Source organism: Sulfurospirillum multivorans DSM 12446, assembly GCF_000568815.1.
Taxonomy (GTDB): Bacteria; Campylobacterota; Campylobacteria; order Campylobacterales; family Sulfurospirillaceae; genus Sulfurospirillum; species Sulfurospirillum multivorans.
In genome coordinates, this window is sequence record NZ_CP007201.1 from 1,883,171 (window position 1) to 1,907,739 (window position 24,569).

Annotated in this window: 39 protein-coding genes; 25 read left to right on the forward strand and 14 right to left on the reverse strand. The window is 37.6% G+C overall.

Features of this window, described 5'->3' with window-relative positions:
• Positions 1 to 51: 51 nt before the first annotated feature.
• The 10 genes from mnmE to glmS all read right to left on the reverse strand — a co-directional run bounded on the left by mnmE (position 52) and on the right by glmS (position 9,489).
• A complete protein-coding gene (mnmE, locus tag SMUL_RS09815) occupies positions 52 to 1,389 on the reverse strand; it encodes a tRNA uridine-5-carboxymethylaminomethyl(34) synthesis GTPase MnmE (RefSeq protein ID WP_025345096.1) in 1,338 nt (445 codons plus the stop codon).
• Positions 1,386 to 2,363, reverse strand: coding sequence for a Jag N-terminal domain-containing protein (locus tag SMUL_RS09820; protein ID WP_051492693.1), 978 nt, complete (start codon positions 2,361 to 2,363; stop codon positions 1,386 to 1,388). Before SMUL_RS09820 ends, mnmE begins: the two co-directional genes overlap by 4 nt.
• The gene (yidC, locus tag SMUL_RS09825) at positions 2,360 to 3,922 is read right to left on the reverse strand and encodes a membrane protein insertase YidC (RefSeq protein ID WP_038533978.1); all 1,563 of its coding nucleotides are present in this window, start codon (positions 3,920 to 3,922) and stop codon (positions 2,360 to 2,362) included. Before yidC ends, SMUL_RS09820 begins: the two co-directional genes overlap by 4 nt.
• A 34-nt stretch (positions 3,923 to 3,956) precedes the next feature.
• Entirely contained in the window at positions 3,957 to 4,295 is a 339-nt protein-coding gene (yidD, locus tag SMUL_RS09830; RefSeq protein ID WP_025345099.1) for a membrane protein insertion efficiency factor YidD, read from the reverse strand.
• Positions 4,292 to 4,630 carry a ribonuclease P protein component gene (rnpA, locus tag SMUL_RS16980; RefSeq protein WP_084613117.1) on the reverse strand — a complete coding sequence of 113 codons (339 nt, stop codon included), beginning with the start codon at positions 4,628 to 4,630 and terminating at the stop codon, positions 4,292 to 4,294. Before rnpA ends, yidD begins: the two co-directional genes overlap by 4 nt.
• On the reverse strand, positions 4,618 to 4,752 hold the full coding sequence (gene rpmH / locus SMUL_RS09835) for a 50S ribosomal protein L34 (protein WP_014769624.1): 135 nt from the start codon (positions 4,750 to 4,752) through the stop codon (positions 4,618 to 4,620). Before rpmH ends, rnpA begins: the two co-directional genes overlap by 13 nt.
• Before the next feature lie 103 nt (positions 4,753 to 4,855).
• Positions 4,856 to 6,430, reverse strand: a complete 1,575-nt coding sequence (locus SMUL_RS09840; protein WP_025345100.1) for an AMP-binding protein — start codon at positions 6,428 to 6,430, stop codon at positions 4,856 to 4,858.
• 88 nt (positions 6,431 to 6,518) lie between these two features.
• Positions 6,519 to 7,712, reverse strand: a complete 1,194-nt coding sequence (locus SMUL_RS09845) for a glutamate mutase L (protein WP_025345101.1) — start codon at positions 7,710 to 7,712, stop codon at positions 6,519 to 6,521.
• Positions 7,709 to 9,073, reverse strand: coding sequence for a methylaspartate mutase (locus tag SMUL_RS09850; protein ID WP_025345102.1), 1,365 nt, complete (start codon positions 9,071 to 9,073; stop codon positions 7,709 to 7,711). Before SMUL_RS09850 ends, SMUL_RS09845 begins: the two co-directional genes overlap by 4 nt.
• The gene (gene glmS / locus SMUL_RS09855) at positions 9,070 to 9,489 is read right to left on the reverse strand and encodes a methylaspartate mutase subunit S (protein WP_025345103.1); all 420 of its coding nucleotides are present in this window, start codon (positions 9,487 to 9,489) and stop codon (positions 9,070 to 9,072) included. The genes SMUL_RS09850 and glmS overlap by 4 nt, the downstream gene beginning before the upstream one ends.
• A 203-nt stretch (positions 9,490 to 9,692) precedes the next feature.
• On the opposite strand from glmS, the gene SMUL_RS16690 reads away from it, so the two are divergent.
• From SMUL_RS16690 to SMUL_RS09930, 19 genes are all read left to right on the forward strand, one after another.
• Complete coding sequence (locus SMUL_RS16690) at positions 9,693 to 10,652, forward strand: IS110 family transposase (protein WP_025345104.1); 960 nt, start codon at positions 9,693 to 9,695, stop codon at positions 10,650 to 10,652.
• Entirely contained in the window at positions 10,645 to 10,965 is a 321-nt protein-coding gene (locus SMUL_RS09865) for a hypothetical protein (RefSeq protein WP_025345105.1), read from the forward strand. The genes SMUL_RS16690 and SMUL_RS09865 overlap by 8 nt, the downstream gene beginning before the upstream one ends.
• 175 nt (positions 10,966 to 11,140) lie before the next feature.
• Positions 11,141 to 11,335, forward strand: a complete 195-nt coding sequence (locus tag SMUL_RS09870; protein ID WP_025344220.1) for a hypothetical protein — start codon at positions 11,141 to 11,143, stop codon at positions 11,333 to 11,335.
• Positions 11,332 to 11,871 carry a hypothetical protein gene (locus tag SMUL_RS09875; RefSeq protein ID WP_025344221.1) on the forward strand — a complete coding sequence of 180 codons (540 nt, stop codon included), beginning with the start codon at positions 11,332 to 11,334 and terminating at the stop codon, positions 11,869 to 11,871. Before SMUL_RS09870 ends, SMUL_RS09875 begins: the two co-directional genes overlap by 4 nt.
• A gap of 131 nt (positions 11,872 to 12,002) precedes the next feature.
• Positions 12,003 to 13,394 carry a hypothetical protein gene (locus SMUL_RS09880; protein ID WP_148295267.1) on the forward strand — a complete coding sequence of 464 codons (1,392 nt, stop codon included), beginning with the start codon at positions 12,003 to 12,005 and terminating at the stop codon, positions 13,392 to 13,394.
• A 1-nt stretch (position 13,395) separates the two neighbouring features.
• Entirely contained in the window at positions 13,396 to 13,590 is a 195-nt protein-coding gene (locus SMUL_RS09885; protein ID WP_025344223.1) for a hypothetical protein, read from the forward strand.
• A 9-nt stretch (positions 13,591 to 13,599) separates the two neighbouring features.
• The gene (locus SMUL_RS17100; protein ID WP_148295268.1) at positions 13,600 to 13,851 is read left to right on the forward strand and encodes a hypothetical protein; all 252 of its coding nucleotides are present in this window, start codon (positions 13,600 to 13,602) and stop codon (positions 13,849 to 13,851) included.
• Between the two features lie 17 nt (positions 13,852 to 13,868).
• Positions 13,869 to 14,036, forward strand: coding sequence for a hypothetical protein (locus SMUL_RS17185; RefSeq protein WP_158506019.1), 168 nt, complete (start codon positions 13,869 to 13,871; stop codon positions 14,034 to 14,036).
• A 29-nt stretch (positions 14,037 to 14,065) separates the two neighbouring features.
• Positions 14,066 to 14,869, forward strand: coding sequence for a DNA cytosine methyltransferase (locus SMUL_RS09890; protein WP_025344224.1), 804 nt, complete (start codon positions 14,066 to 14,068; stop codon positions 14,867 to 14,869).
• On the forward strand, positions 14,870 to 15,037 hold the full coding sequence (locus SMUL_RS17190; RefSeq protein ID WP_158506020.1) for a hypothetical protein: 168 nt from the start codon (positions 14,870 to 14,872) through the stop codon (positions 15,035 to 15,037).
• A gap of 3 nt (positions 15,038 to 15,040) precedes the next feature.
• A complete protein-coding gene (locus SMUL_RS09895; RefSeq protein ID WP_025344225.1) occupies positions 15,041 to 15,418 on the forward strand; it encodes a D-Ala-D-Ala carboxypeptidase family metallohydrolase in 378 nt (125 codons plus the stop codon).
• A gap of 10 nt (positions 15,419 to 15,428) precedes the next feature.
• Complete coding sequence (locus SMUL_RS09900; protein WP_025344226.1) at positions 15,429 to 15,749, forward strand: hypothetical protein; 321 nt, start codon at positions 15,429 to 15,431, stop codon at positions 15,747 to 15,749.
• A 10-nt stretch (positions 15,750 to 15,759) separates the two neighbouring features.
• Positions 15,760 to 16,323, forward strand: a complete 564-nt coding sequence (locus SMUL_RS09905) for a hypothetical protein (RefSeq protein WP_025344227.1) — start codon at positions 15,760 to 15,762, stop codon at positions 16,321 to 16,323.
• A 2-nt stretch (positions 16,324 to 16,325) separates the two neighbouring features.
• A complete protein-coding gene (locus SMUL_RS09910; protein WP_025344228.1) occupies positions 16,326 to 17,237 on the forward strand; it encodes a hypothetical protein in 912 nt (303 codons plus the stop codon).
• Positions 17,234 to 17,356 (forward strand): hypothetical protein, encoded by a 123-nt coding sequence (locus SMUL_RS17685; RefSeq protein WP_280938036.1) that lies wholly within the window; start codon positions 17,234 to 17,236, stop codon positions 17,354 to 17,356. Before SMUL_RS09910 ends, SMUL_RS17685 begins: the two co-directional genes overlap by 4 nt.
• Positions 17,357 to 17,402: 46 nt before the next feature.
• On the forward strand, positions 17,403 to 17,615 hold the full coding sequence (locus SMUL_RS09915) for a hypothetical protein (RefSeq protein WP_025344229.1): 213 nt from the start codon (positions 17,403 to 17,405) through the stop codon (positions 17,613 to 17,615).
• A 138-nt stretch (positions 17,616 to 17,753) separates the two neighbouring features.
• On the forward strand, positions 17,754 to 18,506 hold the full coding sequence (locus SMUL_RS09920; protein WP_025344230.1) for a hypothetical protein: 753 nt from the start codon (positions 17,754 to 17,756) through the stop codon (positions 18,504 to 18,506).
• 10 nt (positions 18,507 to 18,516) lie between these two features.
• Positions 18,517 to 19,386, forward strand: coding sequence for a hypothetical protein (locus SMUL_RS09925; protein ID WP_025344231.1), 870 nt, complete (start codon positions 18,517 to 18,519; stop codon positions 19,384 to 19,386).
• Positions 19,379 to 19,741, forward strand: coding sequence for a hypothetical protein (locus SMUL_RS09930; RefSeq protein ID WP_025344232.1), 363 nt, complete (start codon positions 19,379 to 19,381; stop codon positions 19,739 to 19,741). Before SMUL_RS09925 ends, SMUL_RS09930 begins: the two co-directional genes overlap by 8 nt.
• 474 nt (positions 19,742 to 20,215) lie before the next feature.
• Here the strand turns inward: SMUL_RS09930 and SMUL_RS09935 are convergent, their stop codons facing one another.
• The 3 genes from SMUL_RS09935 to SMUL_RS09945 are packed head-to-tail and all read right to left on the reverse strand — an operon-like array spanning position 20,216 to position 21,334.
• On the reverse strand, positions 20,216 to 20,413 hold the full coding sequence (locus tag SMUL_RS09935; RefSeq protein WP_025344233.1) for a hypothetical protein: 198 nt from the start codon (positions 20,411 to 20,413) through the stop codon (positions 20,216 to 20,218).
• Positions 20,414 to 20,417: 4 nt separating this feature from the next.
• On the reverse strand, positions 20,418 to 21,017 hold the full coding sequence (locus SMUL_RS09940; protein WP_025344234.1) for a hypothetical protein: 600 nt from the start codon (positions 21,015 to 21,017) through the stop codon (positions 20,418 to 20,420).
• On the reverse strand, positions 21,017 to 21,334 hold the full coding sequence (locus tag SMUL_RS09945; RefSeq protein WP_025344235.1) for a hypothetical protein: 318 nt from the start codon (positions 21,332 to 21,334) through the stop codon (positions 21,017 to 21,019). The genes SMUL_RS09940 and SMUL_RS09945 overlap by 1 nt, the downstream gene beginning before the upstream one ends.
• 182 nt (positions 21,335 to 21,516) lie before the next feature.
• On the opposite strand from SMUL_RS09945, the gene SMUL_RS09950 reads away from it, so the two are divergent.
• The 5 genes from SMUL_RS09950 (at position 21,517) to rraA (ending at position 23,647) form a co-directional block, all read left to right on the forward strand.
• Positions 21,517 to 21,876: a hypothetical protein gene (locus tag SMUL_RS09950; RefSeq protein WP_025344236.1), complete on the forward strand. Its 360-nt coding sequence runs from the start codon at positions 21,517 to 21,519 to the stop codon at positions 21,874 to 21,876.
• The gene (locus tag SMUL_RS09955; protein WP_025344237.1) at positions 21,876 to 22,220 is read left to right on the forward strand and encodes a hypothetical protein; all 345 of its coding nucleotides are present in this window, start codon (positions 21,876 to 21,878) and stop codon (positions 22,218 to 22,220) included. The genes SMUL_RS09950 and SMUL_RS09955 overlap by 1 nt, the downstream gene beginning before the upstream one ends.
• Positions 22,220 to 22,453, forward strand: coding sequence for a hypothetical protein (locus tag SMUL_RS09960; protein ID WP_025345106.1), 234 nt, complete (start codon positions 22,220 to 22,222; stop codon positions 22,451 to 22,453). Before SMUL_RS09955 ends, SMUL_RS09960 begins: the two co-directional genes overlap by 1 nt.
• A gap of 340 nt (positions 22,454 to 22,793) precedes the next feature.
• Positions 22,794 to 23,153, forward strand: a complete 360-nt coding sequence (locus SMUL_RS09965; protein WP_025345107.1) for a hypothetical protein — start codon at positions 22,794 to 22,796, stop codon at positions 23,151 to 23,153.
• Positions 23,154 to 23,167: 14 nt separating this feature from the next.
• A complete protein-coding gene (gene rraA / locus SMUL_RS09970) occupies positions 23,168 to 23,647 on the forward strand; it encodes a ribonuclease E activity regulator RraA (RefSeq protein ID WP_025345108.1) in 480 nt (159 codons plus the stop codon).
• Here rraA and SMUL_RS09975 read toward each other — a convergent pair.
• Entirely contained in the window at positions 23,628 to 24,068 is a 441-nt protein-coding gene (locus SMUL_RS09975; protein WP_025345109.1) for a hypothetical protein, read from the reverse strand. The genes rraA and SMUL_RS09975 overlap by 20 nt on opposite strands.
• A gap of 73 nt (positions 24,069 to 24,141) precedes the next feature.
• Here SMUL_RS09975 and SMUL_RS09980 point away from each other — a divergent pair, with 73 nt between their 5' ends.
• Positions 24,142 to 24,564, forward strand: a complete 423-nt coding sequence (locus tag SMUL_RS09980; RefSeq protein WP_025345110.1) for a hypothetical protein — start codon at positions 24,142 to 24,144, stop codon at positions 24,562 to 24,564.
• The last annotated feature ends 5 nt before the right edge of the window (positions 24,565 to 24,569 follow it).

Sequence of the window (24,569 nt, forward strand, 5' to 3'; positions counted from 1 at the left end):
GTGTTGCTCTTTTTATCGTAGCATACAGAGGTAAACAGTTTATAAATACCCTTATTTCCCAAGGCAAAAATTGCTAAACATCTTCTCTAAAATCTCATCACGATCAAACGCTGTGGTGATCGAAGAGATGTGCTGGATCGCTGCATTGATGTGAAAAGCAAAGAGTTCTAACTCGCCCTCACCTAAAAGAGTGTAGGAACTTTGCACGTTTTCATGCGTATTTTTAACGGCATCAATTTGACGAGTAGAGGTCAGCATCAGGCTGTCTTCAACCGTTGTTTGATCTAAGATTGTTTGTAATTTTTGGGTCAGTTCGTAGCTATCATTTTGACACGAAAGGGCTATGAAATCTCCGTTTAAATGGCTGGTTTCAAAGTGATTGGGAAGATCAATTTTATTCAAAACCATCACAATCTGTTTTGAAGCACTGTAGGTTTGAAGCAATGCGAGCATTGTTTCATCTTCATGATCATAGGGCGTACTGTTATCAAACAGTGCGATCACGATTTCGGCCTCTTCAATCGCTGCGATGGAACGTTCAATGCCAATCTTCTCAATCGTATCGTGTGCTTGTCTGATGCCCGCTGTATCGACAATGCGCACCAAATGTGACCCTATACGAAGCTCTTCTTCAATTGTATCGCGTGTCGTTCCAGCAATGTCACTGATGATCGCTCTATCGTAACTCAGAAGCGTGTTTAAAAGCGAACTTTTACCGACATTAGGCTTACCCACAATCGCGATTTTAAAGCCTTGCATCAAGCCTTGACGTCTTTGACTGCTCTCATAGGTTTTGAAAAGCTCTTTAGCTAATGTATCTAATTTAACTTTGATTTTCTCGATCATATCTAAGGGCAAATCTTCTTCCGCATAGTCAATATTCACTTCCACAAAGGCAAGAATTTCTATCAATAACTCTCTTACATGTAAAACAAAATGACGAAGTTCGCCTTTGAGCTGGCGCGTCAGCATCTTAGCCGCGTCCACACTTTTGGTCTCGATCAGTGCGGCAATCGCTTCGGCTTCAGAGAGATCAATGCGTCCATTCAAAAAAGCACGTTTAGAAAATTCACCTGGATTGGCAAGTCGTGCCCCATGATGAAGCAATGTCTCTAAAACAATCCCCGCCACCACACTACCACCATGGCATTGAAACTCCACAACATCTTCAGCCGTAAAGCTATGTGGTGCTTTGAAGTAAATGACAATCGCTTGATCAATGGCATCATCCTGTGCGTCATGCAAAAACGTTAGGGTAGCAAGGCGAGGCTCAAAGTTTTTTTTATGGGAGAGTTTAAGCGCCAAAGCAAGGGCATTGGGTCCACTGACGCGAACAATCGCGATGGAACCAACCCCTGCACTGGTGGCAATAGCAGCAATCGTATCTATGCGTTTTTCCTATTAAAATCATTGACAACGATAAATTTACCGCCATCTTTACCTGATTTAATCCCAACGTATTTTTCAGGAAATTCACCACGTAACGCTTCAAGCGCGATCTTAATCAAAACACCATCTAAAATTTTGGTTTGCCCTTTGCCGCTGTTTCGAATACGCTCAATCACAGGAATAAGATATTTTTCGATCATCTCTTCTTGATTTTTCAAAAATTCGGCAATTTCAAGGCGAATATTTAGACCGTATTTAAGGTTAATCCAGTTGTAAAGCAAATACGAGAGTGCTTTGTAACGATACCCCTCTTTACCAATCAATAACGCAGCATCTTCACCGCTAAATTCGATTAAGATCGTATCGTCGTTGTATTTAGAAACACTAGGACTTTCCAGCGTAAAGCAGCTGTATTTAAAGAGATTTTTAATTTGTACACGCACTTTATCAATGACGTCATTGAGCTCACGCTTCTCATGGTGAAAATTTTGATCAATCGCTGTTGGTGCAATGGTATGTCTAGGCTCTTTAACAGGCATAGCTTTAGGCATTTCAACCTTTGGTTCCGCTTTGGGAGTCGCTACACTAGGGGTTTCTTTAGGAGGAAGTGGCTCTGAGCGTTTAGGCTCAGAAAATTCACTCTTAGGAAATTCCCTATTTTTATTCTTATTGCGTCTATTTTTTGGACGACGATTGCGATCTCTTCGCTGGTCATCATCACTGAGCGCCGTTTCGACCTCACGACTCTCTTCTTTACGTGGAGGTGCCACGAACTCTTTGCGTTCGCGCTCTTCTCTAAAAGGCTTAGAACCTTTACGCTGCACTTCGATAATGGCACTCTTTTTAAAAAGCCCAAGAAATCCGCTTGAGCCATTTTGAATAATATTAATCTCTAAATCGACGACCGAACAAGACAACTCACTCGCGGCTTTGGAGTAAGCTTCTTGGAGTGTTGCTGCTTCTACTTTGATCATTTCTCGACCTTTGGTTCTTCATGTTTTTTGGCAAAAAGTTTATTAACATAAAACTGTTGTACGATAGAGGCTACGTTATTGGTAAACCAGTAAAGGGTTAGACCTGCAGGGAACGTTACAAAGAAGAATGTAAAGATAAGGGGTAAAAACTTCATAATCTTCTCTTGCATTGGATCGGTAAAGGTTGTGGGTGTAATGCGTTGGTGTAAAAACATCGTAATACCCATCAAAATTGGAAGAATAAAATAAGGATCTTTGATCGCTAGATCTTGTACCCATAAAATCCACTCAGCACCTTTAAGCTCAATCGCATTTTGTAAAACACGGTACACTGCGAAGAATACAGGAATTTGCAAAAGAATCGGCAAACATCCGCCCATTGGATTCGCACCGTTTTTCTTATAAAGTTCCATCATATGCGTATTGAGTTTTTGCTTATCATCACCATATTTTTTCTGTAACTCTTTGACTTTTGGCGCAAGCTCTTTGAGCTTGTTCATCGAAACCATACCTTTGTACGTCAAAGGATAGAGCACTAAACGAACGATAATCGTCATACCTACAATTGCCCAACCCCAGTTACCAAAAATACCATGAAGGAATGCAAGCAGTGAGAAGAGTGGTTTTGAGATAAACGTAAAGAAACCGTACTCAATAACATCCGTCAGTTCAGGGTTAATCGCATGAAGCTTGATATGCTCTTTGGGTCCTAGGTAACCACTGAGTTTAAAATCGTCATTGCCTTTGACAAATAAAAGAGGATCTTTATCTTTGCCCACAGAGACAACACTCTCTAAGCCTTTGTCTAACTCATAAAAAAACGTCGTGTAGTATTTATCCGCACCTGCTACGATTTTAGCATTTGCAAAATGCTCATCGCCTTTTGCACTACCATCATCAATCGTCTTAATACTGCCATCTGCTTTTTTAATCAATGCGCCATGGAAGGTATAACTATCAACCGCAAGGCTTGGTCTAAAACCAGGAGAGATGAAGTACTCTTTTGGCGTTGAAAGCTTTACATGTAAATCATATCTGCCTGATGGAAAGAAGGTAATCGTTTTTGTCACAACAACATTACTGAGTGTTTGTGTTAAAACAATACTACCACCATTTTCATTCACATCGACAGTATCTTTGTCTGCGCTGTACGACATAACAAACGCATCTTCGTTAACAGCTTTGTCACTAAATCGAATTTCAAGGGGTAAAAGTACTTGAGAAGCATCGATAAGCTGAAAACGCCCACCGTTATCGTCTTTATATTTGCCCTCTTCAAGATAAAACTTTGCAATTCTGCCAAGTCTGTCGATCTGAACCTCATACCCTGCCGCTTTAATCGTTGCAATCGTCTCGCCCAATTTTGATGGGCTCGTAGGCGCACCTGCAATATCAACGCTGCTGGCAGATTTTACATCAGCAGGTGCACTAGTTGTAGTGGTTGGCGTTGCATTTTGTTCAAGTGAAGTGGTTTCAATCGGAGGATTTTTGGGGATAAAAAAATGATCATACAGAGCAAAAAATAAAAATGATAGTACAGTGGCAAGTATAATGCGCATCTGAGGAGTAAGTTTATCTGTCACGAGATTCCCTTTAATTCGTTGTTTTAAAAGCTTTTATAACATAAAAACTTTGCTTGTTTTTTGGCACAAACCAAAAAGTAATACGATGCGCGTGTGGTTGTTTGAGAGAAAGAGGAAGAGGAGATGCAAATTTTTTAGTCACGACTGGATAGTCGATTCCGCCAGCAAAAAGCTGATTACACCTCAAAATGCGTATAAAACTATAAAAGATAGCTTTTAAAAAACTATTGTGTAGAAGTTGCTCTTTCGCATATTGCGAACACGTAGGATAATACCTACAACTTCCATAGCCAATCAGTGTAAAAAACTTCTGATAAAGCTTTATCAACATCAGCGCTAAAGAGTTCATTCTTTAACACAGTTTAATTTTTTCACAGACCATAAAATGCCTTTTTTTAAAACATCATACGGAATGTGATTAATCTTCTCTTTTGCTACAAAAACATACACGCCATTTTGTAAAGTGTGTTGAATTTCTAAAAAGATAGCCCGAAGTCTTCTTTTGGCTAAATTTCGCTTGATAGCATTACCGACTTTTTTACTTGCCGTAAAGCCAACTCTTTTTGCTGTATCGTTATTGTAAAAGACTAAGGCACCATCATAATGCCATTTTTTTGCATGGTTGTAAACGTATGAATACTCTCTCGTTGCCTTGAGAGTTTCATAATCCTTTAAACGGCCAATCTGCTTCTACCTTTAGCACGACGTGCTGCGATAACTTTACGTCCGCCCTTAGTTTTCATTCTAAGTCTGAAGCCGTGAGTGCGTTTTTTAGGTGTACTATGTGGCTGATACGTTCTTTTCATCAAAAGTTCCTTTACCAAAAAATAATTTTAAGGTATGGATTTTACCTTAGCTTTACTTAAAATTGCATAAGCTTCGATTAAGCCCTGCCTTACATGTAAGCCTTTAGCGTAGCTCCATGACCATTTTTTTCAAAACCTCTTTATCAATTTTTGCTTCACTGGGACTGGTTTGAGGAAGCTTCTCTTTATAAACAATAATAGAAGGAATCATGTGGTTTGGCAAATGTTTTTTCAATTCAAACACAATCTCATTTTTAGAAATTTCTCTCGCAGCGCTGTAAACCATCACAATCTCTTCTTCTGTTTTTTCATTTTCAATGGAAAAAACAGCGCATTGTGCAATTAACGGCAATTTATCATGAACAACACTTTCAATTTCATAAGGGCTGATTCTAAAACCACTGACTTTGATCATATCATCCTTGCGCGAAACAAAATAGAGATAGCCCTCTTCATCTCTGTAAACAAAATCACCGCTGGCAACGACGATCTCATCGGTCAGATCACCCTCTAAATTAACGACTTTATCTAAAATTTCAATACTTTTATAACGTTTTTGCGTATCTTCTTTGGATTTCCAATACCCTTTATAGATGTAGCCACCACGATGAATCAACTCGCCAATTTCACGAGGCTTACACTCAAGCCCTTGCTCATTAATCACATGAATTTCAACTCCAGGAATCGGCTTGCCAATCGAATTGGGGCGAATTTTAAGTTGTGCAGGATCAAGATAGGTTGAACGAAACGCTTCAGTAAGCCCATGCATAGAGTAAAACTTAGCACTTGGGTAGCGCTCTTCTATATCGGCAATCATTTTAGGCGTAATTTTTCCACCCGAAGAGGTCACAATGCGTACATTGGCTAAAAGCTTTGCATTGGGAATACGCTTAGGATCGCTTTCAAACATTTGCGTAATGTGAGGAGGCATCAATGGAAGAACGGTGACACCATCATTGATAAGATGGTTGAAAAAATCTGCTGGAAGCACTAAAGAATGAAGCGCTAACGTCGCATGATTATAAATGGAACAAAAAAGTTGGTTAAGACCATAATCTAAGATAAACGGCAATGTCCCCGAAATAACATCATTCTCTTTAAGTTCCAAATAGTTGGACGCCACTCTGGCACTATCGATGAGATTGCGGTGCGTAATGACAATGCCACGAGGAAAACCCGTCAAACCAAAACTATAGGTAATTGCCGCATTTTTATAGTCGCCAATATTACATGTAAACGCATCACTGCAACATTTATAGATCTCTTCAAAGGAGACAATGTCGCGCTCACTGGCTTCATACGTGATAATTTTTCCTTGAAAGTTGATCTCATCAATGCTTTTGATCTTCGATTTATCGGTAATAATACATGCCATACCACAATCATTGATGATGTGTTCCACTTGCTCTGGTTTCAAAAGTCTTGAAATAGGTACGAAGATATATTCGGTTGAAAGAAGTGCCAACATTGCAATAATCTGTTCACTGCTTTTATGCGAATAAATACCGATGCGCGAACCACTTGGAAGGGCAAGTTCACTCAGATAGCGCGCGATTTGATTGACTTTACGAAACAAATCAGAATAAGTTAGTTTTTTAGTGCCATCAATCACTGCGACTTTATCAGGACATGTCACAGCCGCTTTTTCAATCAGCGCACGAATACAATTTATAGACATTTTGGCTCCTTTGATTCATAATTTTTATACGAGGTAAAAGCAAAGCTCTTACCTCTACGTTCGCCACTGGGGCACTAAAGCTTGCCTCTTAGGAGGCAGAATTTTCATTATTTTCCATTCCCAATGTCCAGATTGCGTAGTCGTAATCCATAACAATATTGGGAATAGCATGAAGATTCATCACTTTTTTATAGAAAAATTGCATAATGATCTGAACTTCCTCATAGGAGAGCACTTTGGTAATACCGCCTGTTAATACGATGGTATTGAGCAGTTCAAGATGCAGTGTCACATACAAAGGATGAAGTCTTGAGACTTTATACAGTACCAAAAAGATGGAAAGTTGCATCAAAATGCGCAATGACTTCTCGCTCTCCTCTTCTAAAATATTCTCCGTCACATTCAGATACGCCAATAACTCATAAACAAACTCATTGTTTTTAGCTGCAAAAATAAGCGTTTCACGAGACTTAAAGACACCAAGTTTTTTAAAGACTAAACGGTCATAACCGCTTTCACTGACAATGTTATCGCGCACCAAATCGCGACTGTAATGAATGTCTGTCGTAGCTCCACCGATGTCTACGACAATGAACGGATTGACCACTTCAAAGTTCGCATCAATCAGTGGCAAAGAACGGTTCACAATGTACGGTGTTGAGTAGATTTGATTGCCGGTGATTTCGTAGAGATGTTTGATGTCTTCTTTACCCACAATGTCCGCTTGATAGAGGTTTGTGAGGTACTCTTTTAGCTCGCCACCGTTTACATGTAACTTTTCCGTGATGATATTTCCAATCATTTTAAGCTCTGGAATGTGCGCACTTAAAAAGGAGGCGTCTTGTTTGGTTCCCACATAAACAATGTTGCTGTACTGAACGTTTTTGAGGTAGTCAAATAGCTTTTCATCAAACACATTGCCAATGCCATCAATTCCACCCACGATAATCACAACATCTACCAGTTCACTAGGCGCTCTGCACTCTTCAATTTTACTGTATAAAATCGTATCGATGATGTTAATGCCCGAATTAAACGCTATATTTTTAGCAAACTTCAAACTAAACGAGTTCGTAAGCCCAATAATCAGTGTACTTAAACCACCATTAGCAGAAGAGCAGATAAAAATATCCTCTTTCTTATAGTTTGCAAAAATATTGCCACATTTGGTGATCAAATCATCGTAAATATCTTTCTTAAAATCCCTAAAATACTGGCTAATACCGCTTGTCTGGCAGACTTTAAAGTAGGTGCTCCCTACATCGATGAGAAGTTTACTCATAGCATCGCCCCTATGTCATGGATAATTTTATTAATCACTTCCGTTTGGCTTTCAGGCAGATTAACTTTTGATTTTTCATAGGCAAAACAGCGATCAGGCAGTGGGAGTTTCCCTTTTTCAATGATGCGGATATTACCAGAGTCATCGCGAATCGTGATCACTTCGTTGTGATTGATAATATGCGGTGAAAAAGGTACATCGATCAAACCGTTTTTGATGGTATTGAAGACTTTACGCCACAAGGTATCGGCAGGGTCATTAAAAACAGCGTCCATAATGGCACGCACTTCAAGCTCCAAGTTCTCCTCTTCCTCAGCATCATGAACAACAGGCAATCCTTTAAGCGTGCGAAGCGTGTATTTAGTATTGGCAACCGACTGGGCATTGCACTGCATGGTCGGAATGCCAAAGGCTTCATCACGGGTTTTAATAATGATCTTATCGGCTCGCACCATCGCGGCTATCACGGTATTGGTGTTGATAAGCGAATCGGAGAGGTTTTTATCTCTTGGAAAAGCACCCATCCATTGATGGTACACAAGGTTAATGATAGCGTCACTTCCACCAAGCATATCGGCATATTCGCGTGCTAGCTTTTTCAGAACATTAGAAGTCACAATGTCTTGCATCATGGAGCCATTTTGAGAGAAGCTGACCGAAAATGACTTTACGCCCTCTTCGATGGAAAGGAGCATTTCGATGAGCTGAATGACGATGACAATGCACGGAGGAACGAGTGTCGCAGTGAGTGGTCCAAAAGACTCACGATTGATTGGCTCATTGAGCGTTGAGTACTTTGCGCAGACTTTATCGACATACTTCCAGTATAAAAAAGCTTTATCAAGCGGGAAATTTTTTGAGTACGGGAGCATATAGGTAATCGGGCCTCCTTCGATCTCGAAAATGCCCGAAGCGAGCGCCGTTTCCACTAAAAGCCTCGCATCAGGTGTGCCGTGACGAAGACTGACGGGTTTGTTAAAGTGCGTCATCATTTTACGTGTCGTGCGGTAGCCGTGATTGACCAATGGGTAGCCGTTGAGCATATCCATCTCGTTCTCTTCGGAGAGTGTAAGCATCTTTTTTGCCATCGCGTAGTCATTGAGTCTCGTGTTACTGTCAATCGTAAGAGGCAGAACATCGATGTCCGCTTTCATAAACTCTTCATAAAGTTCAAACATCTTTTTATAGGTTGGAAAACCGCCACGAGGCTGAACCAAAAGCCTGTCGCGCTTTTTAAAATGATGGGAGATAAACATCTCTTTATTGGCATTGCGAATAAAATCTTCAATTTCATCAAAATCAAAACTATCGGCATACTCATTGCGGGTGATGACATCACGCTCTTTTTGGAGTAGGCTCATGCTCGCTCCTTCGCAAAACGCTCTATCTCATCGAGTCCCGTATTGAGATCAATTTGATGAAAGACAAGATCAAATCCATACGATTTATACTTGGGAATGATGTCGCTTTGCGCTGCTTCACCCACAGCTAGATTGCCCCCAATCACAAAAATAACCTCTTTGAGATCATACTCGGAGCGCAAAAATTGCAAATCACGACACCAGCCCTCCGCTTCACCATTGAGCGAAGAAATCAGCAGTATGTCTGCATCTGTTTCGACAACAGCGTCAATAAACTCTTCTAATGAAGTATTGACACCAAGGTTAAACACCTCAAAACCTCTCGCTTGTAATGATATATCGATGAGCCTGTTTGCGACAACATGGATATCATTACCCACCACACCTGTGACTACTTGTAAGATACGTTTAGACATTTAATTTAATACCTTTTATTTAAACTGTATTATTTATTTGTTGTTTGTCGATTTTACACGTTCAACCCCTTGTGACTACTTAGTGCTTTGACACTTTATGAAAGATAGGGGTTTTCGTGTACTAACTTTTAATAATAATCTAGTGACTAGATCACGTTTACAAGTATAAAGAAGTACACATTATACATAAAAAAGGATTTACCATGCGTAAAGTTGTTTTTGTTGGTGTAGATGTTGCCAAGGATAAGTTGGATATTTCTTTTACATGTGATGGTCAAAAATATGACTCTCTCACGATTCTAAATAATGAGGGTTCAATATTAGGCTTTTTTGATTATTTAAAAACTACTTATAAAAAAAGTGAGTTTTTCGTTGGCTATGAGGCAACCTCCAACTATATGCACTTACTTCAAAAGCTTCTTTGCCAACAAGATTTCAAGCAGATTATGATCAATCCTTATATGATGAGTCATTATCTAAAACATTTAAACTCACGCACTAAAAGCGATCTCGCAGATAGTAAAGGTATCGCTAAATTCATCCAAACCCTAGATCAAGAAGATTTTAAAACAATCTTCAATCAAAATGATAAAACACTCCGTAAATACACATCATCAATTAATCTTCTCCGTAAGCTTGATACTCAATTAAAAAACTTTATCCATTCCCAAAAAGAAAACCCTATTGACTCCTTAGATTTGTTTCTCGTCTCTTTAAAACTAACAATCAAAGAAACAAAAAAAGGTTTAGAGAAAGAAGCCGAAAATGTTTTAAAACAACTTTTCCCTCACGTTATTGAACTTAAAGAACAGATCAAAGGCGTAGGCTACGCGCTCCTTTTAGAGTTAGTTCCTATTTTCCTAAAATCTGAAAATTACACCTTAAAACAACTTCAAAGCTTTGTAGGTCTTAGCCCTCGTATTTTTCAGAGTGGTACTTCTGTTCATAAGAAAGAATCAATGAGTAAACGTGGTAGCTCTTTAGTCCGAAAACTTTTATACCTTTCTGCTATGTCTGCCGTTCGTTATAACGACATTATCAAAGAAAAATACAATCGCCTAGTTGAAGGCGGTAAAAATAAAATGGTCGCCTTAGTTGCATGTATGTCTCACCTCTTCCGTGCCGTTTATGTCAAATTTCACCAAGGATTAGTAAATGTCTAAATGTATCCTTTTCAACCGAATCCCACGCCAAATGGCACATTTCTCTCTTTGCCCTGAGAGTTACGATTTTTGTATCCCTCTCGACAAATTGAGGCTTAAATTCGTAGCGATCAATGATTTAAAAGTACGTAGAGTTGAACTTTTTCTACGTCACCAAGATAGGGATTTACCAATAGGCAAAATTGAACTTTACCATTCAGGAACGATTCATAACTACGAGCACACCTTTGAAAGTGCCAAATTATTAGCCGAAGAGATTGTCATGCGTTTTAATAGTTTTGAGCCTAACGGTCAACAACAATTTCAATTTTAAAAAGGAGTCAACAATTTTTAAAGTCATTATGAATAATAACATCATGGACACATGCAGAACGTATTCTCAGGCGCTTAGTAAAGCTAAAAAGATCAAAGCTCTTTTTTGTAAAAACCATACTTTTGAGGTTCTCGTTGAGGATTCCAAAGGTTCCATCTTGGATAGGTTTTAGTGTATGAAATTTGAAGTATCAAAAACAGATTATCAAATTTTGGTTTCTGTTTTAAGCTTATTAAATAGAGGAGGTTACGGCACCACAATTACACGTGAAGATATTATTAGGGAAAGTGGCGTTTCACCATCAATGGTGACAAGAAAAATACACAATCTATATTTAAAAGAAAAACAACTAAAGGAAAGAATCGTATGAAAACAACAGAAAAACAAGATAGAGATTTTGACAAAAAATTTGACCTTGAGCATGAGGCTTTTTTGGCTTCAAATGGTAAAACAATCCCAGTAACCATTCACAAACCAGTAAACAATGGAGAAGCAGCCAACAACGTCGGTCTCAAAGACATGTCACCAAAAATCGGTGAAGATGAAATGACGATGGATAAATTTAACGAAATGATGGCTCTTTACAATGCAAGAGTAAACGCAAATCAAGTCACTCTCTCCGCTCAGATTAGCGCACGTGAAGTTCAAAAAGGTAAAGAACGTTCAGATAAAGCAACGGGTGCTCCAATCCTTGACAGTGAAGGCAATCAAACCTTTTATCCTAGCCGTTACAAAATCACACTCATTTTTAAAGGTGGCACTCTCGTTCAAAACGTCTCTGAGGCAATGTATAACGAGCTAGAACTCAATAGCACGTACATGTTTAAAGGCTCACTAGGCTTTGTTAAAGACTTTGGTCAAGATGTTCTCTCACCTATTTGGCAATCATGGGAGAAAGTAGCGTAATTCAGAGGGCTTAGCGCCCTCTTTTCGTTTCTTGAAACTCTAGTGTAGAGCTTCAAAAAGCGAAAACAAACTTCGCCCCCACAATGGTTTATCAAGGGGGGTTAGGTGCGACAAATATCAAAAGGTCTAAAATGCAAAAACTGGTCAAACTTTGGCAAAATATCGACACCCTAAAATATCACCTCTACCCGTCTCTACTCTTGCAAGGTAAAGACGTTACAGCCTATAACGCTCTACTCGATACATTACTCTCCACAAAGCTCCAAGCACAAAGCCAAAAAAACGAGAATAAAAGCTTCTCCCAATACCAACACTCCTTTGGCGGTGACTTTTTTCAAATTATGCCCTCTACGGTGCGTGGATTTAGTGTATCCATTAAAAACCACGACATTACAATCCACTTAAAAAAGATGGTAACCACAATAGACCCTAACCCATTCTGTAAAGTAGAATTTCGTGCCTCATTCCTCCAACGTTACGGTTATATCTCCGCTATTCAAAAAGTCAACAAGTTTTTAAGAGATTTTATAATCTCCCACTACACAATCAAGATCAGCGAAATACATTTGCAGTGTGATATACAAGGTCATAACTTCACCGTCTTAGACTTTCACCGTACCAAATCAAAAACACGCAATAATCGTTACTACGATGATGAAATAGGCTGTGATAGCTTCTATTATTCAGGACGTAACTTCCAAGGCTTTATGAAAGGCGGTGGCGATTATTTAATGCGTGTCTACAATAAAACTAAAGAGATTAAAAAGTTTCCAAACAAAGGCTTTATCGAAGGATTATGGCGCACAAACAAAGATTACGACGAAACAAAAGAAGTCTTTAGAATCGAATTTCAGATCAGAAGAGAAAAGCTTAAAAACATGGTCATTGACGGTCAAATCCTAGACGGCTTTGAAATAATCCTCAATAACCTTAACAATCTTTGGGGTCGTTGTCTAGAAGATTTTAGCCTCCGTGACATTAGCGATCAAGATACAACCGAAATAATGTTAGGTTTTAAAACACTTAAAAATGGCACTCAAAAAATGCTCACCACTGACGCAGTACGTCAACGCTTTACACGTAGTGAAGTGCATCCTCTTTGGGCTGTTATTGGCACGTTTAACGGTCATTATCAAACTGCAAAAATTGACACTTTTGTCAAACCGTTTACAACTGATTTTATTTACGTTCATAACGCATTTAAAGCGTTCCTTTCCACATCACTTTCACACTTTGGCGATCTTCGTCCAGCTACGATTGAAGAGGCATTAACTAAAGTTCAAGAGTACACACAATCTAAGCATGAAAAGACAGTCTTAGAAGACGTTTATAGTAAACGCCTTGATCGTTTCAATAAGCTTGAAATTTACAATCCTGACGATGAGAAACTATACGCAAATAAACACTACTTTGTTAATCGTGTATTTGACACCATAGATCAAACGTATAACGCTCTGCATGATGTTGGTGTAGGGCAAAATGATGAATTTATTGAAAAAATATCCCAATGTTATGGAGCTTAAAATGAGTTTTAAAATTGGTTATAAATTAAGTTTTCGAATAAAAGGTTCTGATGATTTTTCTGTTATATATATGTTTCATTATCCTTCTGACCCATTGCCTGTTTCTAATTTACTTCATTCTGAATTAGATGAATTAAATTTTGTTTCTGACGAACTCAACAATATATTTTTGAGTATGAATAAATTATCAAAGTAGTTTAAATAAATGAAATGTCTAGTTTGCGGTAAACCTATTATCTTTAACGATAAATGCTATCGTTGCTCCTTTGGACGTCCTAAAACTTACTGTTCAGATCATTGCAGAGATTTTACAAAATACTTTAACGCTATGGTCAAACACTTAGATCAAATCGAATTAGACGACGAACATAAACGTAAAATAAGAGGCGATATTTCTAGGGTAGGTAATTCCCTTAAGTTTCCAACGATTGTTGATTTTAGTACCAAAAGACCTTGAGAAGAAATGGAGCATCTATGATTTTTCTAACAAAACAAAAAAATCGGTTAAAACTCTCTTTTTACCGTTGGCTACGTAACTATCTTTTAGTAAGTTACTTTCAAAATGTAGGTGCAAATATCGAACGATTTTGCTTGATCTGTGATCTCTCTGATGAGATCGAATTTTTAGAAGGAAGGATTTAAATAATGATTTTAATTGTAGGGTGTGCACAATGAAACTAGTTTTATCTCTATGCTCAGGTATCGGCTTACTAGATCGTGCATTCAAAGAAGCAGGCTTCTGCGTCGTAAGTTCAGGTGACATTATTCTCGGTAAACATTATGACATCCGTAACTTTACAGGTGTTAAAGGTAAATTTGATGGAGTGATCGGCGGTCCACCATGCCCTGACTTTTCACCCTTAAAACGTGACCGCCCTGTATTGGAAGAGTCTTACGGTTTTGAAATGCTTATGGAATATAAAAGAATCGTTTTAGAGTGTGACCCCTTCTGGTTTCTTTTAGAAAATGTTTCAGGTGTACCTAACGTTAAAATAGATGGATACTCACATCAAAGATTAGACATTAATCAATCTTGGTATGAAAACGTGACTCGGCTGCGCCACATTCAATTCGGTCACAAAGATAATAAATACCTACAAATTGAAAGAAAAATTGTGACTGATCGATCACATAAATTACAATCATGTGCTTTAGCAAATGATAGCCGTTCTTTTAGAGAGCTTTGTAGATTGCAAGGCTTAGAAGATGACTTCGACTTAAAAAGTTTTAATGTGCAAGGTAAAAAACGTGCAGTTGGAAACGGTGTTCCACTTTGTATTGGTCGAGCACTTGCAAAGGCTGTGACTGATCTGGAAGAAATAAGTGTGACGCAACAGGATAATAAAATCTGTGCATGTGGTTGTGGTCGTATTGTGACCCATCGAGGTGGTTATTATGACTATTCATGCCGTAAACGAGCCCAAAGAAATAGAAATAAATTTGCTGTGACTGATCAACAACAAATAGGAGCATAAATGACTTACCTAACAAAACAAAAAAATCGGTTAAAGCTTTCTTTTTACCGTTGGCTACGTAACTACCTCTTAATTAGTTACTTTCAAAATGTAGGTGCAAATATCGAACGATTTTGCTTGATCTGTGATCTCTCTGATGAGATCGAATTTTTAGAAGGAAGGATTTAAATAATGATTTTAATTGATTGGTCAAAATTAAAAAATTTCAAAGAAAGTGAATTTACATGTAATTGCGGTTGTGGTCTAAATAATATCAATGATGATGTTGTTCTAATGTTGGATACTGCTCGTGAGTGGGCACATATTCCTTTTAAAATTAATAGCGCTTGTCGCTGTGAAAAACATAACAAAATGGTGGGAGGTGTAACAGATAGTGCACATTGTAAAGGATTGGCGGTGGATATTTCCGCTCGTGATGATAGGTCTCGATTTATTATCGTTTCGGCTCTTATGAAAGTAGGTTTCACTCGTGTTTTAATTTATGACACGTTTGTTCATGTTGATATGGATTTGTCAAAACCAAATCCTATTTTAAAATTAATGAAATAAAGGAAAAAAAATGAAATTAAGTGATATTCAATGGTCAACGGTTCTTAAAAATGTTGGTGGTATTGTTACCACTTTTAACCCTGCAATCGGTAGTGGTTTGGTGGTAGCTAGTGAGGTCGTAGACAAGCTTAACGGTGATTCTATGCTATCAGATAACGAAGTCTTAAGAAACAACGTTGTTGGGCTTTCAGCATGTGCTGATATTATTGCAGATTACCTACAAAAAAAAGAGTTAAATCAAGAAGTAAATGACGATAACCTTAAACTCGTTATGGTCTCTCTACAATCGCATGACGTTCTCTTTGATAAAATCTATGCGATTATGAAGTAAGGATGGTTTTATGTCATATTTAATTAGGGTGCAATATTTTTCTAAGGATACGGTTTCCCCTATCGATAATCAAACGCATTTTGCTGGTTCTTTAGGTTGTTTTGTTCAAGATGGTTCCAATATGGAAAGTCCAATTTTTGTTTTTAGTGCTGATTTTATGAATGAAGATGGTTCATTGAAATATACTTTTATTAATACTTTCACTATTTCTGATGTAAATTATACTCTTAGTGTTGTATTTGATGATGCTTATGGATTTCAATGTGTTTTTGATTATCCTCATTATTTTCTTGTTGACAACTCAGCTCTTGTTTTTCTTGCTGGTCTGTTAGGTTCTAGTGGTGGCACAACCGATACCTCTCTCTTAACTTCTCTCAACGGAAATTTTGGAAGTTATCCTGATGGCGCTCAGGTTGTTGTGCAAGGTCTTACAACAAGAACCTATACAGTCCAATCAAGCTCTTTAGGTTGGGATTCACCATCAACGGGTAGTTTGATCATTACATACCGTTTAAAGGACGCTGACGATAACTTCCTAGAAGCTCCTCATGTCCTTTTAACTTTAAAGGCTTAGTCATGTCTAATGCTTATGCAAAAGATGTACTTTTTAATGGTAATACTGGCGGTGGCATGGTGGCTGGTGGGGGTTCTTCCTCCTCCGCTAATAATGCTTCTTATCAGGGGCGTTATACTGCCTCTAACAACGTTTCCTATGCTCGTTCGTCTTCTGTTTCGCCTTTGACGTCTTCTGAAACTACTGTTGTTTCTCAATCAGGTACTGGCGTTGGTACTGTGAAACAATATTCCTCTACTAATATTACTAATTTTAATGTTGCTGATTATGTTAAAAATTTAACTAATGCTAGTGGTGGGTCGTCTTACACGTATTACACTGATGAACAAAAAGCACAAATGTCTGCACCTGATCGTTTGCTTATTGAACAATACGAAGCAATGCAAAAAGTTTCAGAAGATCAAAATAAAAATAAACAAGCTGTAAAAGATCAAACTAAAGAAGTGGTTAACGGTATTAATTACCAACAAGGCGATACTCTTCCCTCCGTTCTCTCTCAAAACGCTAAAGCATTAACGCAAGCTATTAACGCTTTAACGACTACGTTTACAGATCAGTTCACTTTGCTAAATAACTACATGATGGGAGGTCTCATTTATCAACAACAATTCTTAGATATTAAAACGGCTGAAAGTGGTCTAAAAATTGAATCTATGGAGTACAACAAAACTCAACAAACGGTGTATGATCTTGATGGTAATGCTCTTGGTCAAGCTACACCTAGAGACCTTGGTGTACAAAAAGATGCTGTTGTCGGTATTGATCACACGGATAAAATCAATTTTGAGATACCTGATGAGCTTGAATCTGATTTGTCTTCTGATGATCTTGATATTTCTACTATTTTGGGTTATGATGATGGTGCTGATATTTTTAAAGAATTTTATACTCGTATGGGAGGTACTGGTCTATGATTAGTAATAAACAAAAAAATAAGTTTTATTCTTTTCTTGATTGGATTGGTGTTATTATTGTTGTTGTTGGCTTGGCTTATATTCTTTTTTCTAAGGGTGGTTTTTTAGGTGGTTTTTAGCCTATAAAATAATTTCACATAAGTTTTATTTGTCAAGGATTGTAAGATGTTGCAAAAGATTAAAGAGCAGTTTTTTGGTTGGTTATATGTTTTTGTCTTTTTTTCTTTGTTGTTTACAGTTTTTTTTGGTCGCGATATTTATGATTATTATTTTGCACCAAACCCAGTTCAGCAATATGTTGATTCTTATGAAAAGGCTTTTGGGAAAAAAATGCAAGTTCCTGAGCTTTTAAAACAATACGTTAAAGATAAGCAATAAGCCATTAATTTGGCTTTTTGTTTTTTCTTAAAATTTACACCCACCCTCTTTAACCTCCCTATTTTTCATACTTCCCAATTTGTGTTAGTCAATTTTCCAACTTAATTCTTAACATTCTCGAAAAAAAGAGGTGTTAAAATGGGTCAAGTTAAAAACATTGGTCAAAATACAGCTGAGGAGTTTTTTGAAACAATTCTTTACATGACTGCGTATCAAGAAACGCGCACGATTATGCAAGAATATACCAAGGATATTGATAGTCCTGTTTTAAAAGAGGCTATCGAATCTGCTATGTCTGTAGCTGTTTTTGGTGCTGTTTTTTTTGCTGTACAAAAACAAGAACAAATGATTGCTTGGATTTTTGATAAAGCTGAAGTTCTTATGCTTGTTCTTATTGGTAAAGCGCGCAATTTATTATCTAAAGTTAAAAAATTTAAAGGTACTAAGCTTTATCGTTTGCTTAATTTTATGCAAGGTAATAATTCTGAAAATTTAATGACTGCTCAAATTGTTGCTACTCATCAGGGGTTTAAGTCTAATGCTCGTGTTCATTCTAAATATGCTACTAATCCTATTGGTGCATATCAAATGCAAACCGATACTAAAAATTCGTTGTATCAACGCGAAAACCTCCATATGAATTTCGGCAATGCTATGGCCTCACGCTACAATCAAACTCTCCTATTCAAACTCTTCACAAAGTCATTCACTGCTCAGGATGAACTATTGATTAAAAAAATCCTAGGCAGAGAAACGGGCGCCGCTGTATCTATCGAAGATTTAAACCAAGTCGGTGATTTCCTTTTTGTCAAAGACACCAACGGCAAAGTAACTGGGCTTTCTGAGGCGTTTTTACAGCTTGTTAATACTCTTGGTTATGTGAATAAGTAAGGATATTTCCATGAATTACGTTGAAACTATTTCACATGAGAGTGAATTTGTTGGTTTTTTTAATGGCATTCCTCTTTATGGTAATGCTAGTCAAGGTTATTATTTTCCTCTTTTTACTATTTATCCTTTTGTAGATTCTGAGCAGGGTTCACAATTTATGGTGTCTGGTATTCGTTCCGACCCTTATGATGTGGTCAAAAATTATCATGTTATTGAATTAAATGGCTACGCATGTATGTATAATTTTCGTGGAGTTCAGAGTGTTACTATTTATTCAAATGATTCAAGGGGTTTTTTTTCAAGTTTTATGAATCTTGAAGATGGTCTTTTTTATGCTGATAGAAATTCTCAAATTTTAGCGGATGATTTTTCATATCCTTTTTTAACTCTTGAAGAGGCTTGTAATTATTTTTATTATAATGCTCCTTTTGTTCAATATAATAGTATTAAACAAAAGGTTTCTCGTTCTGATATTTATTCTGTTAGTGATAGTGTTTCTGCTTACGACATTCATTACAATCATTTTTTATATGTTGGCATTCTTTGTTCGCCAATATGTTGTTACCCTAATTTCATCCCAATCGTCCAATCCCTTGGCGGTATCCCCGTGACAGATCAACTACAAAACCTAAAAATTATTTGCCAGCTTTTAGGAATTGACATAAATACAACTTTGAGTGATTGTGATGCAATGAAAGAATATTTAAAGCGTATCGTAACCGTTCTCGGAGGTACTTCCTCTATTGAACCAAACGAAAACCTAAAATCAATCTGCTATCTTCTTGGCGTTGATACGGCTGAAAATGGCTTAAGTGATTGTGCATTAAGCAAAGATTATGTGAAACGAAATGGAATAATGTTAGGAGCTGAAAATGCCTAAATATAGAGTACAACTTAAACAAGGTTCACGAACTATCGTTAACCACGTTGAGGCTAGCAGTTCATCTGCTGTCTTAGCTTTTTTTGAGTCTGTTTCCACTATGCAAGTAAGCGAAATTTTAAAAGTTGATATGAAAAATGATACCATTCCCCCTGCGGACGATTTTGGCTACTACCCCGTCTTCAAAGGCATTATGAAAACAGATACACGCCGAGCTAAACAGATCATAATTAATAATGTAAAACTCGGAAAAAATGAGCAGGAAATAGCCATAGCATGTAAAACATTTTTAGAAATTGAAGGCACAAAAGTTGACAGTCTTTACTGTGCACTTTTTAAACAAGATCGAAGTTAGCAGTTTTGAATATTCCATTTTTCCTCAAAAACCACTTTCAAAACTCCTCCCTAATCAGCGCGTTTTCGCTCTCCTCTGCGCTCTTTCCTGCACCGCAGGTATAGGCATATATATGGTAACGTGGGACTGTGTCCCATCTTACCCTATACAGAATGCCGTAGATAAAAGTGCGCTTAGCGCCCTCGCTCCCTTGTCAAGCTTCAACACCGATTCGAACGCCAAAAACCCTATAAAAACCTAAAAATTTTCGAAACTCCACCCTAAGCAGGCCGCTCTCTGTTCTTCCACCCCAACAAAGGTTAAGTAACAAAAACAGAGGAGCGTGAGCTCCCTCTCTTTCTGTACCAAATCTCCTTAAGTATAAAATTGATTTTCTGTGACTTTGCAGCAAAGAAAAGTGTGACGCAACAGGATAGAAAAAACGTGACTTATCTGTCACAAAAAAGAAGGTGAGAATGTGCAAAGCACACTCTCTTAAAACGCAGTATTCAAAGAAGTATTAATCTCATTCTCTTCTTGCTCAGAAACCAAAATCATATCATCATCAACACTCTTAAAATAACCAAACGCTGTATCAATATCATTCTCCCGTTTGATTAAAACAACACCATGCCCAACCCCATTAACTGCGATTCGATAATCCTGTTCATCTTTCATTTTGTACATGTACATCTTTTTATCCTTTTGTGTAGTTTAAAACAATTTTTGCGTTATATGTTGAGTAGTTGTAGAAATTTACTATTCTTATTGTTTCATTTACTATTGCAATATTTATGTTCGTAGCTCCGTTTTGATTTATTCCAACATAAGGTAATGGCATTATTGTTTTTTCTTTTAGTGCATAACTTCCCGATGCATTAATCCAATAATTGTAGTTTATTTCATAGTTTGGGATTGTAATGTTTTTTGTCGTCGCATTTGGCAACGCACCACAATCAACTTCAATTCCAAAAACCTCTTTACCCCCTCTTAAATATCCACACTTATATTTACTACTCGTTACGTCATAAATATTTTGTTTAGCGCTCAATAATTCGAGTGTTTCCGCTTGCGAATAAACACTAAAATCCTCCAAATTGATCGTAACGGTGCTTAACGGTTTCCATTCAATCGGTTCAACACTTTTTAACGAATAATACGAAAACGGACCATTGACCAAACAGATCAATTTTAAATCTTCCAAACTTGGAATAAACGCGTCTCTTTCCACGATCGTCTCAAACTCATAATTGTGAATTTGATGTATGTTCCCTAATCCTACGTTTTTATGTTGCATTACTTAATCCTTATCACTTGTTTATTATCAAACAATATTTCATTGCCTACATGTAATATTGTCGATGGTTCAATAACTTTCTTTTGAAAAGTCATACCGCTTATGTCCGCATTGTCAAACACATCTTTAAGCATGTTTGAATAAGTTGTCATATATTCCAAATAACCTATCACATGCTCATTCAAACATGTTAGACCGCTCTGATCTCCTAATTCCTCCATCCTCTTCCCACATTTAAAACATTTCAGTTCACTTACCTCAATAACATCATAAGCAACCTCAAAAAATGTCATAAAGTCCTCACGATCAATAATCACATTTGACCCCTTTCTCTACTTCTTTGATGTTGAAATGATATTTTGTTCATTGCAAAATTTACACCCACCCCTTCCAAATGTCCTGTTTTTGGTATTTCAAAAGTATGTTTAGTCAATTTTCAATTTCTTTTTTAAACTTCTCTTCATGTTTTGCAAAACAAAAAACACAAAAGGATTCGTGAATGATTAAACAGATTATTGGCGGTGTTACTAAAAAGACCGTCTATGCTGAGATGTCCGCAGGTGATCTCACTGCCGTTCAAGCGTTAATGGAAGGTAAGCTAGAGATTTATGATAAAAAGTTTGAGGGCGGTACGGCTTCCGTTATGCCTGCTCAAATGAACTCTATCCGTTGTTCATGCGGTAAAAAAATTAGCAAAGGTGTCTATCAAACTGCTAGTTTTAGTGTTCCTCACATTACTCAGGGTAAATCTTTTGCTGATGCAAAAGCTCTTATCATTGGTGCGTTTGACGCTGGATACGACATTGACACGAAATGTGATTACAGTAACCTTATCGGTTCAAAAAGTGAGGTAGCATAATGGCAAAGACTCTTGTATTGAATACTCTTGGTAGTACAACAAAAGGTTTTTCTCTTCCTGCTTCTGATACTGCGGCAAGTGCATTTTGTGCGGCTATGTTGGATGGTGAATACGTAGGTTATACAAAACAAAGTGAGAGCGGTTCTGATTCAGGAATTACAGCATATCATGATGTAAGTATTCAAATTGCTTCTTCAACGGGTTCAAAAACATACTTTGGCTTTTTAGCTAAAGCAGGTGTCACCGATGTTGAGATTCAAACGGCTCTCGTTGGTAAAACAATCAACGGTGTTAAGGCTGATACGGTTTTCGTTACCATGCGTGAAGTTGCGGTAGGTGTCTAATGTCAGTTTTTGAGTGGATTTCTTTAGCTCTTGCCATTTTTGGCTATGTGATCGCTTTTGGTTCTGTTATTCTCTCTCTTAGAGAACGAGTAAAACGTAATGAGGAAGATATTCGAGAATTAAAAGAAGCACAAAAAGATGCTACAGAAAAACACGAGCTTTTAGCAGTTCTGAACACTAAGCTTGACATGGTTATCAAACAACTTGACGCTAAAACAAGGTTAGAGGCTTAAACGCCTCTTCCCTCTAAAAACTTCAAAAAAATCACAATCTTTCAAAAAAACCGCTTTACCTCTTGACAAATCATCATATAATCTTTCATGGACTGACCTACAATTTGAATAATTTTGCATGAGACTTTTTTTATAGCTCTTGAAAAGATAAAGAGTATGCTCAGAGTGCGTTAATTTTCAAAACTCAAAATTGAGTCATAGCCGAAGCTATGGCGACGTTTTTAGTTTTGAAAAGTGATGTGCTATGGGCATACTCTTTTTTCAATGGGTTATAAAAAAAGTCTATTTTATCTTAACGTTATTAAAGGTATAATTAACACAAATTTTCTAAAGTGGATTCATGTCAAAAAAAGCCTTTTTAGTACTCATTCTTCTCATTTTGAGTTTTCAGAGTTTTTTAGTTGCGTGTGGCGGAAGCTGTTTGGAGTGCCATTCAAAGCTTCGACCTTACATCAACGACCAAAACCATATCGTATTAAATGAGTGCATTACCTGTCACAATAAACCCTCCGAGCAAGGGCAATGTGGCAAAGACTGTTTCGATTGTCACTCGCGTGAAAAAGTCTACGCTCAAAAAGATGTAAGTGCTCATCAAGAGCTTAAAATCTGTGGAACATGCCACAAAGAGACCGTTGATTTTACGCTTCCCAAACGTTCTCCGATTTCTAATCAACAAAATCTAATACAACTCTTCAAATAAACCTAGGAGCAATTATGAAATTTTACACAGCCGATCTTTGCGACAAATACCCAGAACACGTTCACGTCCTAGCCCCCATTTTAAAATCTTACGGTGGCGCGAAACGCGTTATGGGTCAAATTGTCACCGTTAAACTTTCAGGAAGCAATAAAACACTCATTGAGCTACTCAAAAGCGAAGGGGCTGGGCAAATTGCGGTTGTCGATGTTGAGGCTAAGTTCACCGCTGTGGTTGGGGATAATCTGATGAAATTTGCTCACGAAAATAACTGGGCTGGCATTATCATCAACGGATACGTTCGTGACACTAAAAACACCAAAGAGATCGATGTAGGACTTTTTGCCCTTGGAACCTGCCCAAAAAAGACGATGGAAGCATGCGAGGGATCTTTACATGTAAGGATCCATTTTGGAGGAATTGACTTTAACGAAGGCGATTATCTCTACGCAGATCGCGATGGCATTATCGTGAGTGCTACGCCTTTGGAGATGTAACCAAACAGGCTTGCATGATCATTTTCCAGCTCACATCGAAGTGTTTGTTTATGTACGCTTTGGTGTGAGGAACACTGCACGCGGAGCAATCCAGATGTGCGACATTTTCGTACACAAACACCCCACTTTTCTTTGAATGGATGGAGCACACACTTTTACATGTAACGCCCTCTTCCACATTCAACCCTGCATCATTAAAACGAAAATGCGGACACGCACACAGATAACAATTCAGCGCTTTTAGGTCGTGGCATTTTTGTTTGTTAGCATAAAGCAGGCAAAAATCAGGCTCTTTTTCAACCATGTTTTCGAAGAGAAAATAGTCAATGATCCTCTCTTTCGTATACTTTTGCGCGCATAATTTTTGAACAATGGCGTGATGTTTGTTAGCATGTGTTTCAAACCACTCTAAATAGCTCATAAATTTGATTTTCCTTCCAAAAATTGGCATCGATCTTAAAGATTTTATTGTAAAATTCCGACAAAGGAATGATATGAAACGATTATTGATTATTTTAGCACTTATTTCAAGGCTCGTTGCTGAGGATGCAAACGATTTGGACGAAATTAAGGAAGAGGACATCCCAAAAATTCTCTCCATTATTAAAGACGGAACCAAAGATCATTTGCCGATGATGTTAGATGACTACACGACGCTCGTCGACATTGTCAGTGTCAATAATGCCATCGAATACCGAAACCGTATCAATTCCTCAAATGAACACGTCAAAACAATTTTAAAAGCCGATAAAGGCACGCTAATTAAAACAACGTTTGAAAACAATAAAAGTTACCTCTGCAGTGATTATGAAACCCGCTTACTGTTGAAAAAAGGAGCTGTGTTTGTCTATGTTTTCTACGATCTTAACGACGCTGAACTGTTTAAATTTTCGATTCAAGATAAAGATTGTCAGTAACTTCT

Coding starts and splice junctions, on each gene's coding strand:
- SMUL_RS09930 (WP_025344232.1), top strand. CDS start 19,379: ATGCCTAAATATAGAGTACAACTTAAACAAGGTTCACGAACTATCGTT.
- yidC (WP_038533978.1), bottom strand. CDS start 3,922: ATGCGCATTATACTTGCCACTGTACTATCATTTTTATTTTTTGCTCTG.
- SMUL_RS17685 (WP_280938036.1), top strand. CDS start 17,234: ATGATTAGTAATAAACAAAAAAATAAGTTTTATTCTTTTCTTGATTGG.
- SMUL_RS09950 (WP_025344236.1), top strand. CDS start 21,517: ATGATTAAACAGATTATTGGCGGTGTTACTAAAAAGACCGTCTATGCT.
- SMUL_RS09920 (WP_025344230.1), top strand. CDS start 17,754: ATGGGTCAAGTTAAAAACATTGGTCAAAATACAGCTGAGGAGTTTTTT.
- SMUL_RS09875 (WP_025344221.1), top strand. CDS start 11,332: ATGAAAACAACAGAAAAACAAGATAGAGATTTTGACAAAAAATTTGAC.
- SMUL_RS09840 (WP_025345100.1), bottom strand. CDS start 6,430: ATGTCTATAAATTGTATTCGTGCGCTGATTGAAAAAGCGGCTGTGACA.
- SMUL_RS09935 (WP_025344233.1), bottom strand. CDS start 20,413: ATGTACATGTACAAAATGAAAGATGAACAGGATTATCGAATCGCAGTT.
- SMUL_RS09955 (WP_025344237.1), top strand. CDS start 21,876: ATGGCAAAGACTCTTGTATTGAATACTCTTGGTAGTACAACAAAAGGT.
- SMUL_RS09845 (WP_025345101.1), bottom strand. CDS start 7,712: ATGAGTAAACTTCTCATCGATGTAGGGAGCACCTACTTTAAAGTCTGC.
- SMUL_RS09890 (WP_025344224.1), top strand. CDS start 14,066: ATGAAACTAGTTTTATCTCTATGCTCAGGTATCGGCTTACTAGATCGT.
- rpmH (WP_014769624.1), bottom strand. CDS start 4,752: ATGAAAAGAACGTATCAGCCACATAGTACACCTAAAAAACGCACTCAC.
- yidD (WP_025345099.1), bottom strand. CDS start 4,295: ATGAACTCTTTAGCGCTGATGTTGATAAAGCTTTATCAGAAGTTTTTT.
- SMUL_RS09975 (WP_025345109.1), bottom strand. CDS start 24,068: ATGAGCTATTTAGAGTGGTTTGAAACACATGCTAACAAACATCACGCC.
- SMUL_RS09885 (WP_025344223.1), top strand. CDS start 13,396: ATGAGTTTTAAAATTGGTTATAAATTAAGTTTTCGAATAAAAGGTTCT.
- SMUL_RS09940 (WP_025344234.1), bottom strand. CDS start 21,017: ATGCAACATAAAAACGTAGGATTAGGGAACATACATCAAATTCACAAT.
- rraA (WP_025345108.1), top strand. CDS start 23,168: ATGAAATTTTACACAGCCGATCTTTGCGACAAATACCCAGAACACGTT.
- SMUL_RS09960 (WP_025345106.1), top strand. CDS start 22,220: ATGTCAGTTTTTGAGTGGATTTCTTTAGCTCTTGCCATTTTTGGCTAT.
- SMUL_RS09865 (WP_025345105.1), top strand. CDS start 10,645: ATGTCTAAATGTATCCTTTTCAACCGAATCCCACGCCAAATGGCACAT.
- SMUL_RS09905 (WP_025344227.1), top strand. CDS start 15,760: ATGTCATATTTAATTAGGGTGCAATATTTTTCTAAGGATACGGTTTCC.
- SMUL_RS09870 (WP_025344220.1), top strand. CDS start 11,141: ATGAAATTTGAAGTATCAAAAACAGATTATCAAATTTTGGTTTCTGTT.
- SMUL_RS16690 (WP_025345104.1), top strand. CDS start 9,693: ATGCGTAAAGTTGTTTTTGTTGGTGTAGATGTTGCCAAGGATAAGTTG.
- SMUL_RS09910 (WP_025344228.1), top strand. CDS start 16,326: ATGTCTAATGCTTATGCAAAAGATGTACTTTTTAATGGTAATACTGGC.
- SMUL_RS17185 (WP_158506019.1), top strand. CDS start 13,869: ATGATTTTTCTAACAAAACAAAAAAATCGGTTAAAACTCTCTTTTTAC.
- SMUL_RS09980 (WP_025345110.1), top strand. CDS start 24,142: ATGAAACGATTATTGATTATTTTAGCACTTATTTCAAGGCTCGTTGCT.
- SMUL_RS09965 (WP_025345107.1), top strand. CDS start 22,794: ATGTCAAAAAAAGCCTTTTTAGTACTCATTCTTCTCATTTTGAGTTTT.
- SMUL_RS09915 (WP_025344229.1), top strand. CDS start 17,403: ATGTTGCAAAAGATTAAAGAGCAGTTTTTTGGTTGGTTATATGTTTTT.
- SMUL_RS17190 (WP_158506020.1), top strand. CDS start 14,870: ATGACTTACCTAACAAAACAAAAAAATCGGTTAAAGCTTTCTTTTTAC.
- SMUL_RS09900 (WP_025344226.1), top strand. CDS start 15,429: ATGAAATTAAGTGATATTCAATGGTCAACGGTTCTTAAAAATGTTGGT.
- SMUL_RS17100 (WP_148295268.1), top strand. CDS start 13,600: ATGAAATGTCTAGTTTGCGGTAAACCTATTATCTTTAACGATAAATGC.
- SMUL_RS09820 (WP_051492693.1), bottom strand. CDS start 2,363: ATGATCAAAGTAGAAGCAGCAACACTCCAAGAAGCTTACTCCAAAGCC.
- SMUL_RS09925 (WP_025344231.1), top strand. CDS start 18,517: ATGAATTACGTTGAAACTATTTCACATGAGAGTGAATTTGTTGGTTTT.
- glmS (WP_025345103.1), bottom strand. CDS start 9,489: ATGTCTAAACGTATCTTACAAGTAGTCACAGGTGTGGTGGGTAATGAT.
- SMUL_RS09880 (WP_148295267.1), top strand. CDS start 12,003: ATGCAAAAACTGGTCAAACTTTGGCAAAATATCGACACCCTAAAATAT.
- SMUL_RS09850 (WP_025345102.1), bottom strand. CDS start 9,073: ATGAGCCTACTCCAAAAAGAGCGTGATGTCATCACCCGCAATGAGTAT.
- SMUL_RS09895 (WP_025344225.1), top strand. CDS start 15,041: ATGATTTTAATTGATTGGTCAAAATTAAAAAATTTCAAAGAAAGTGAA.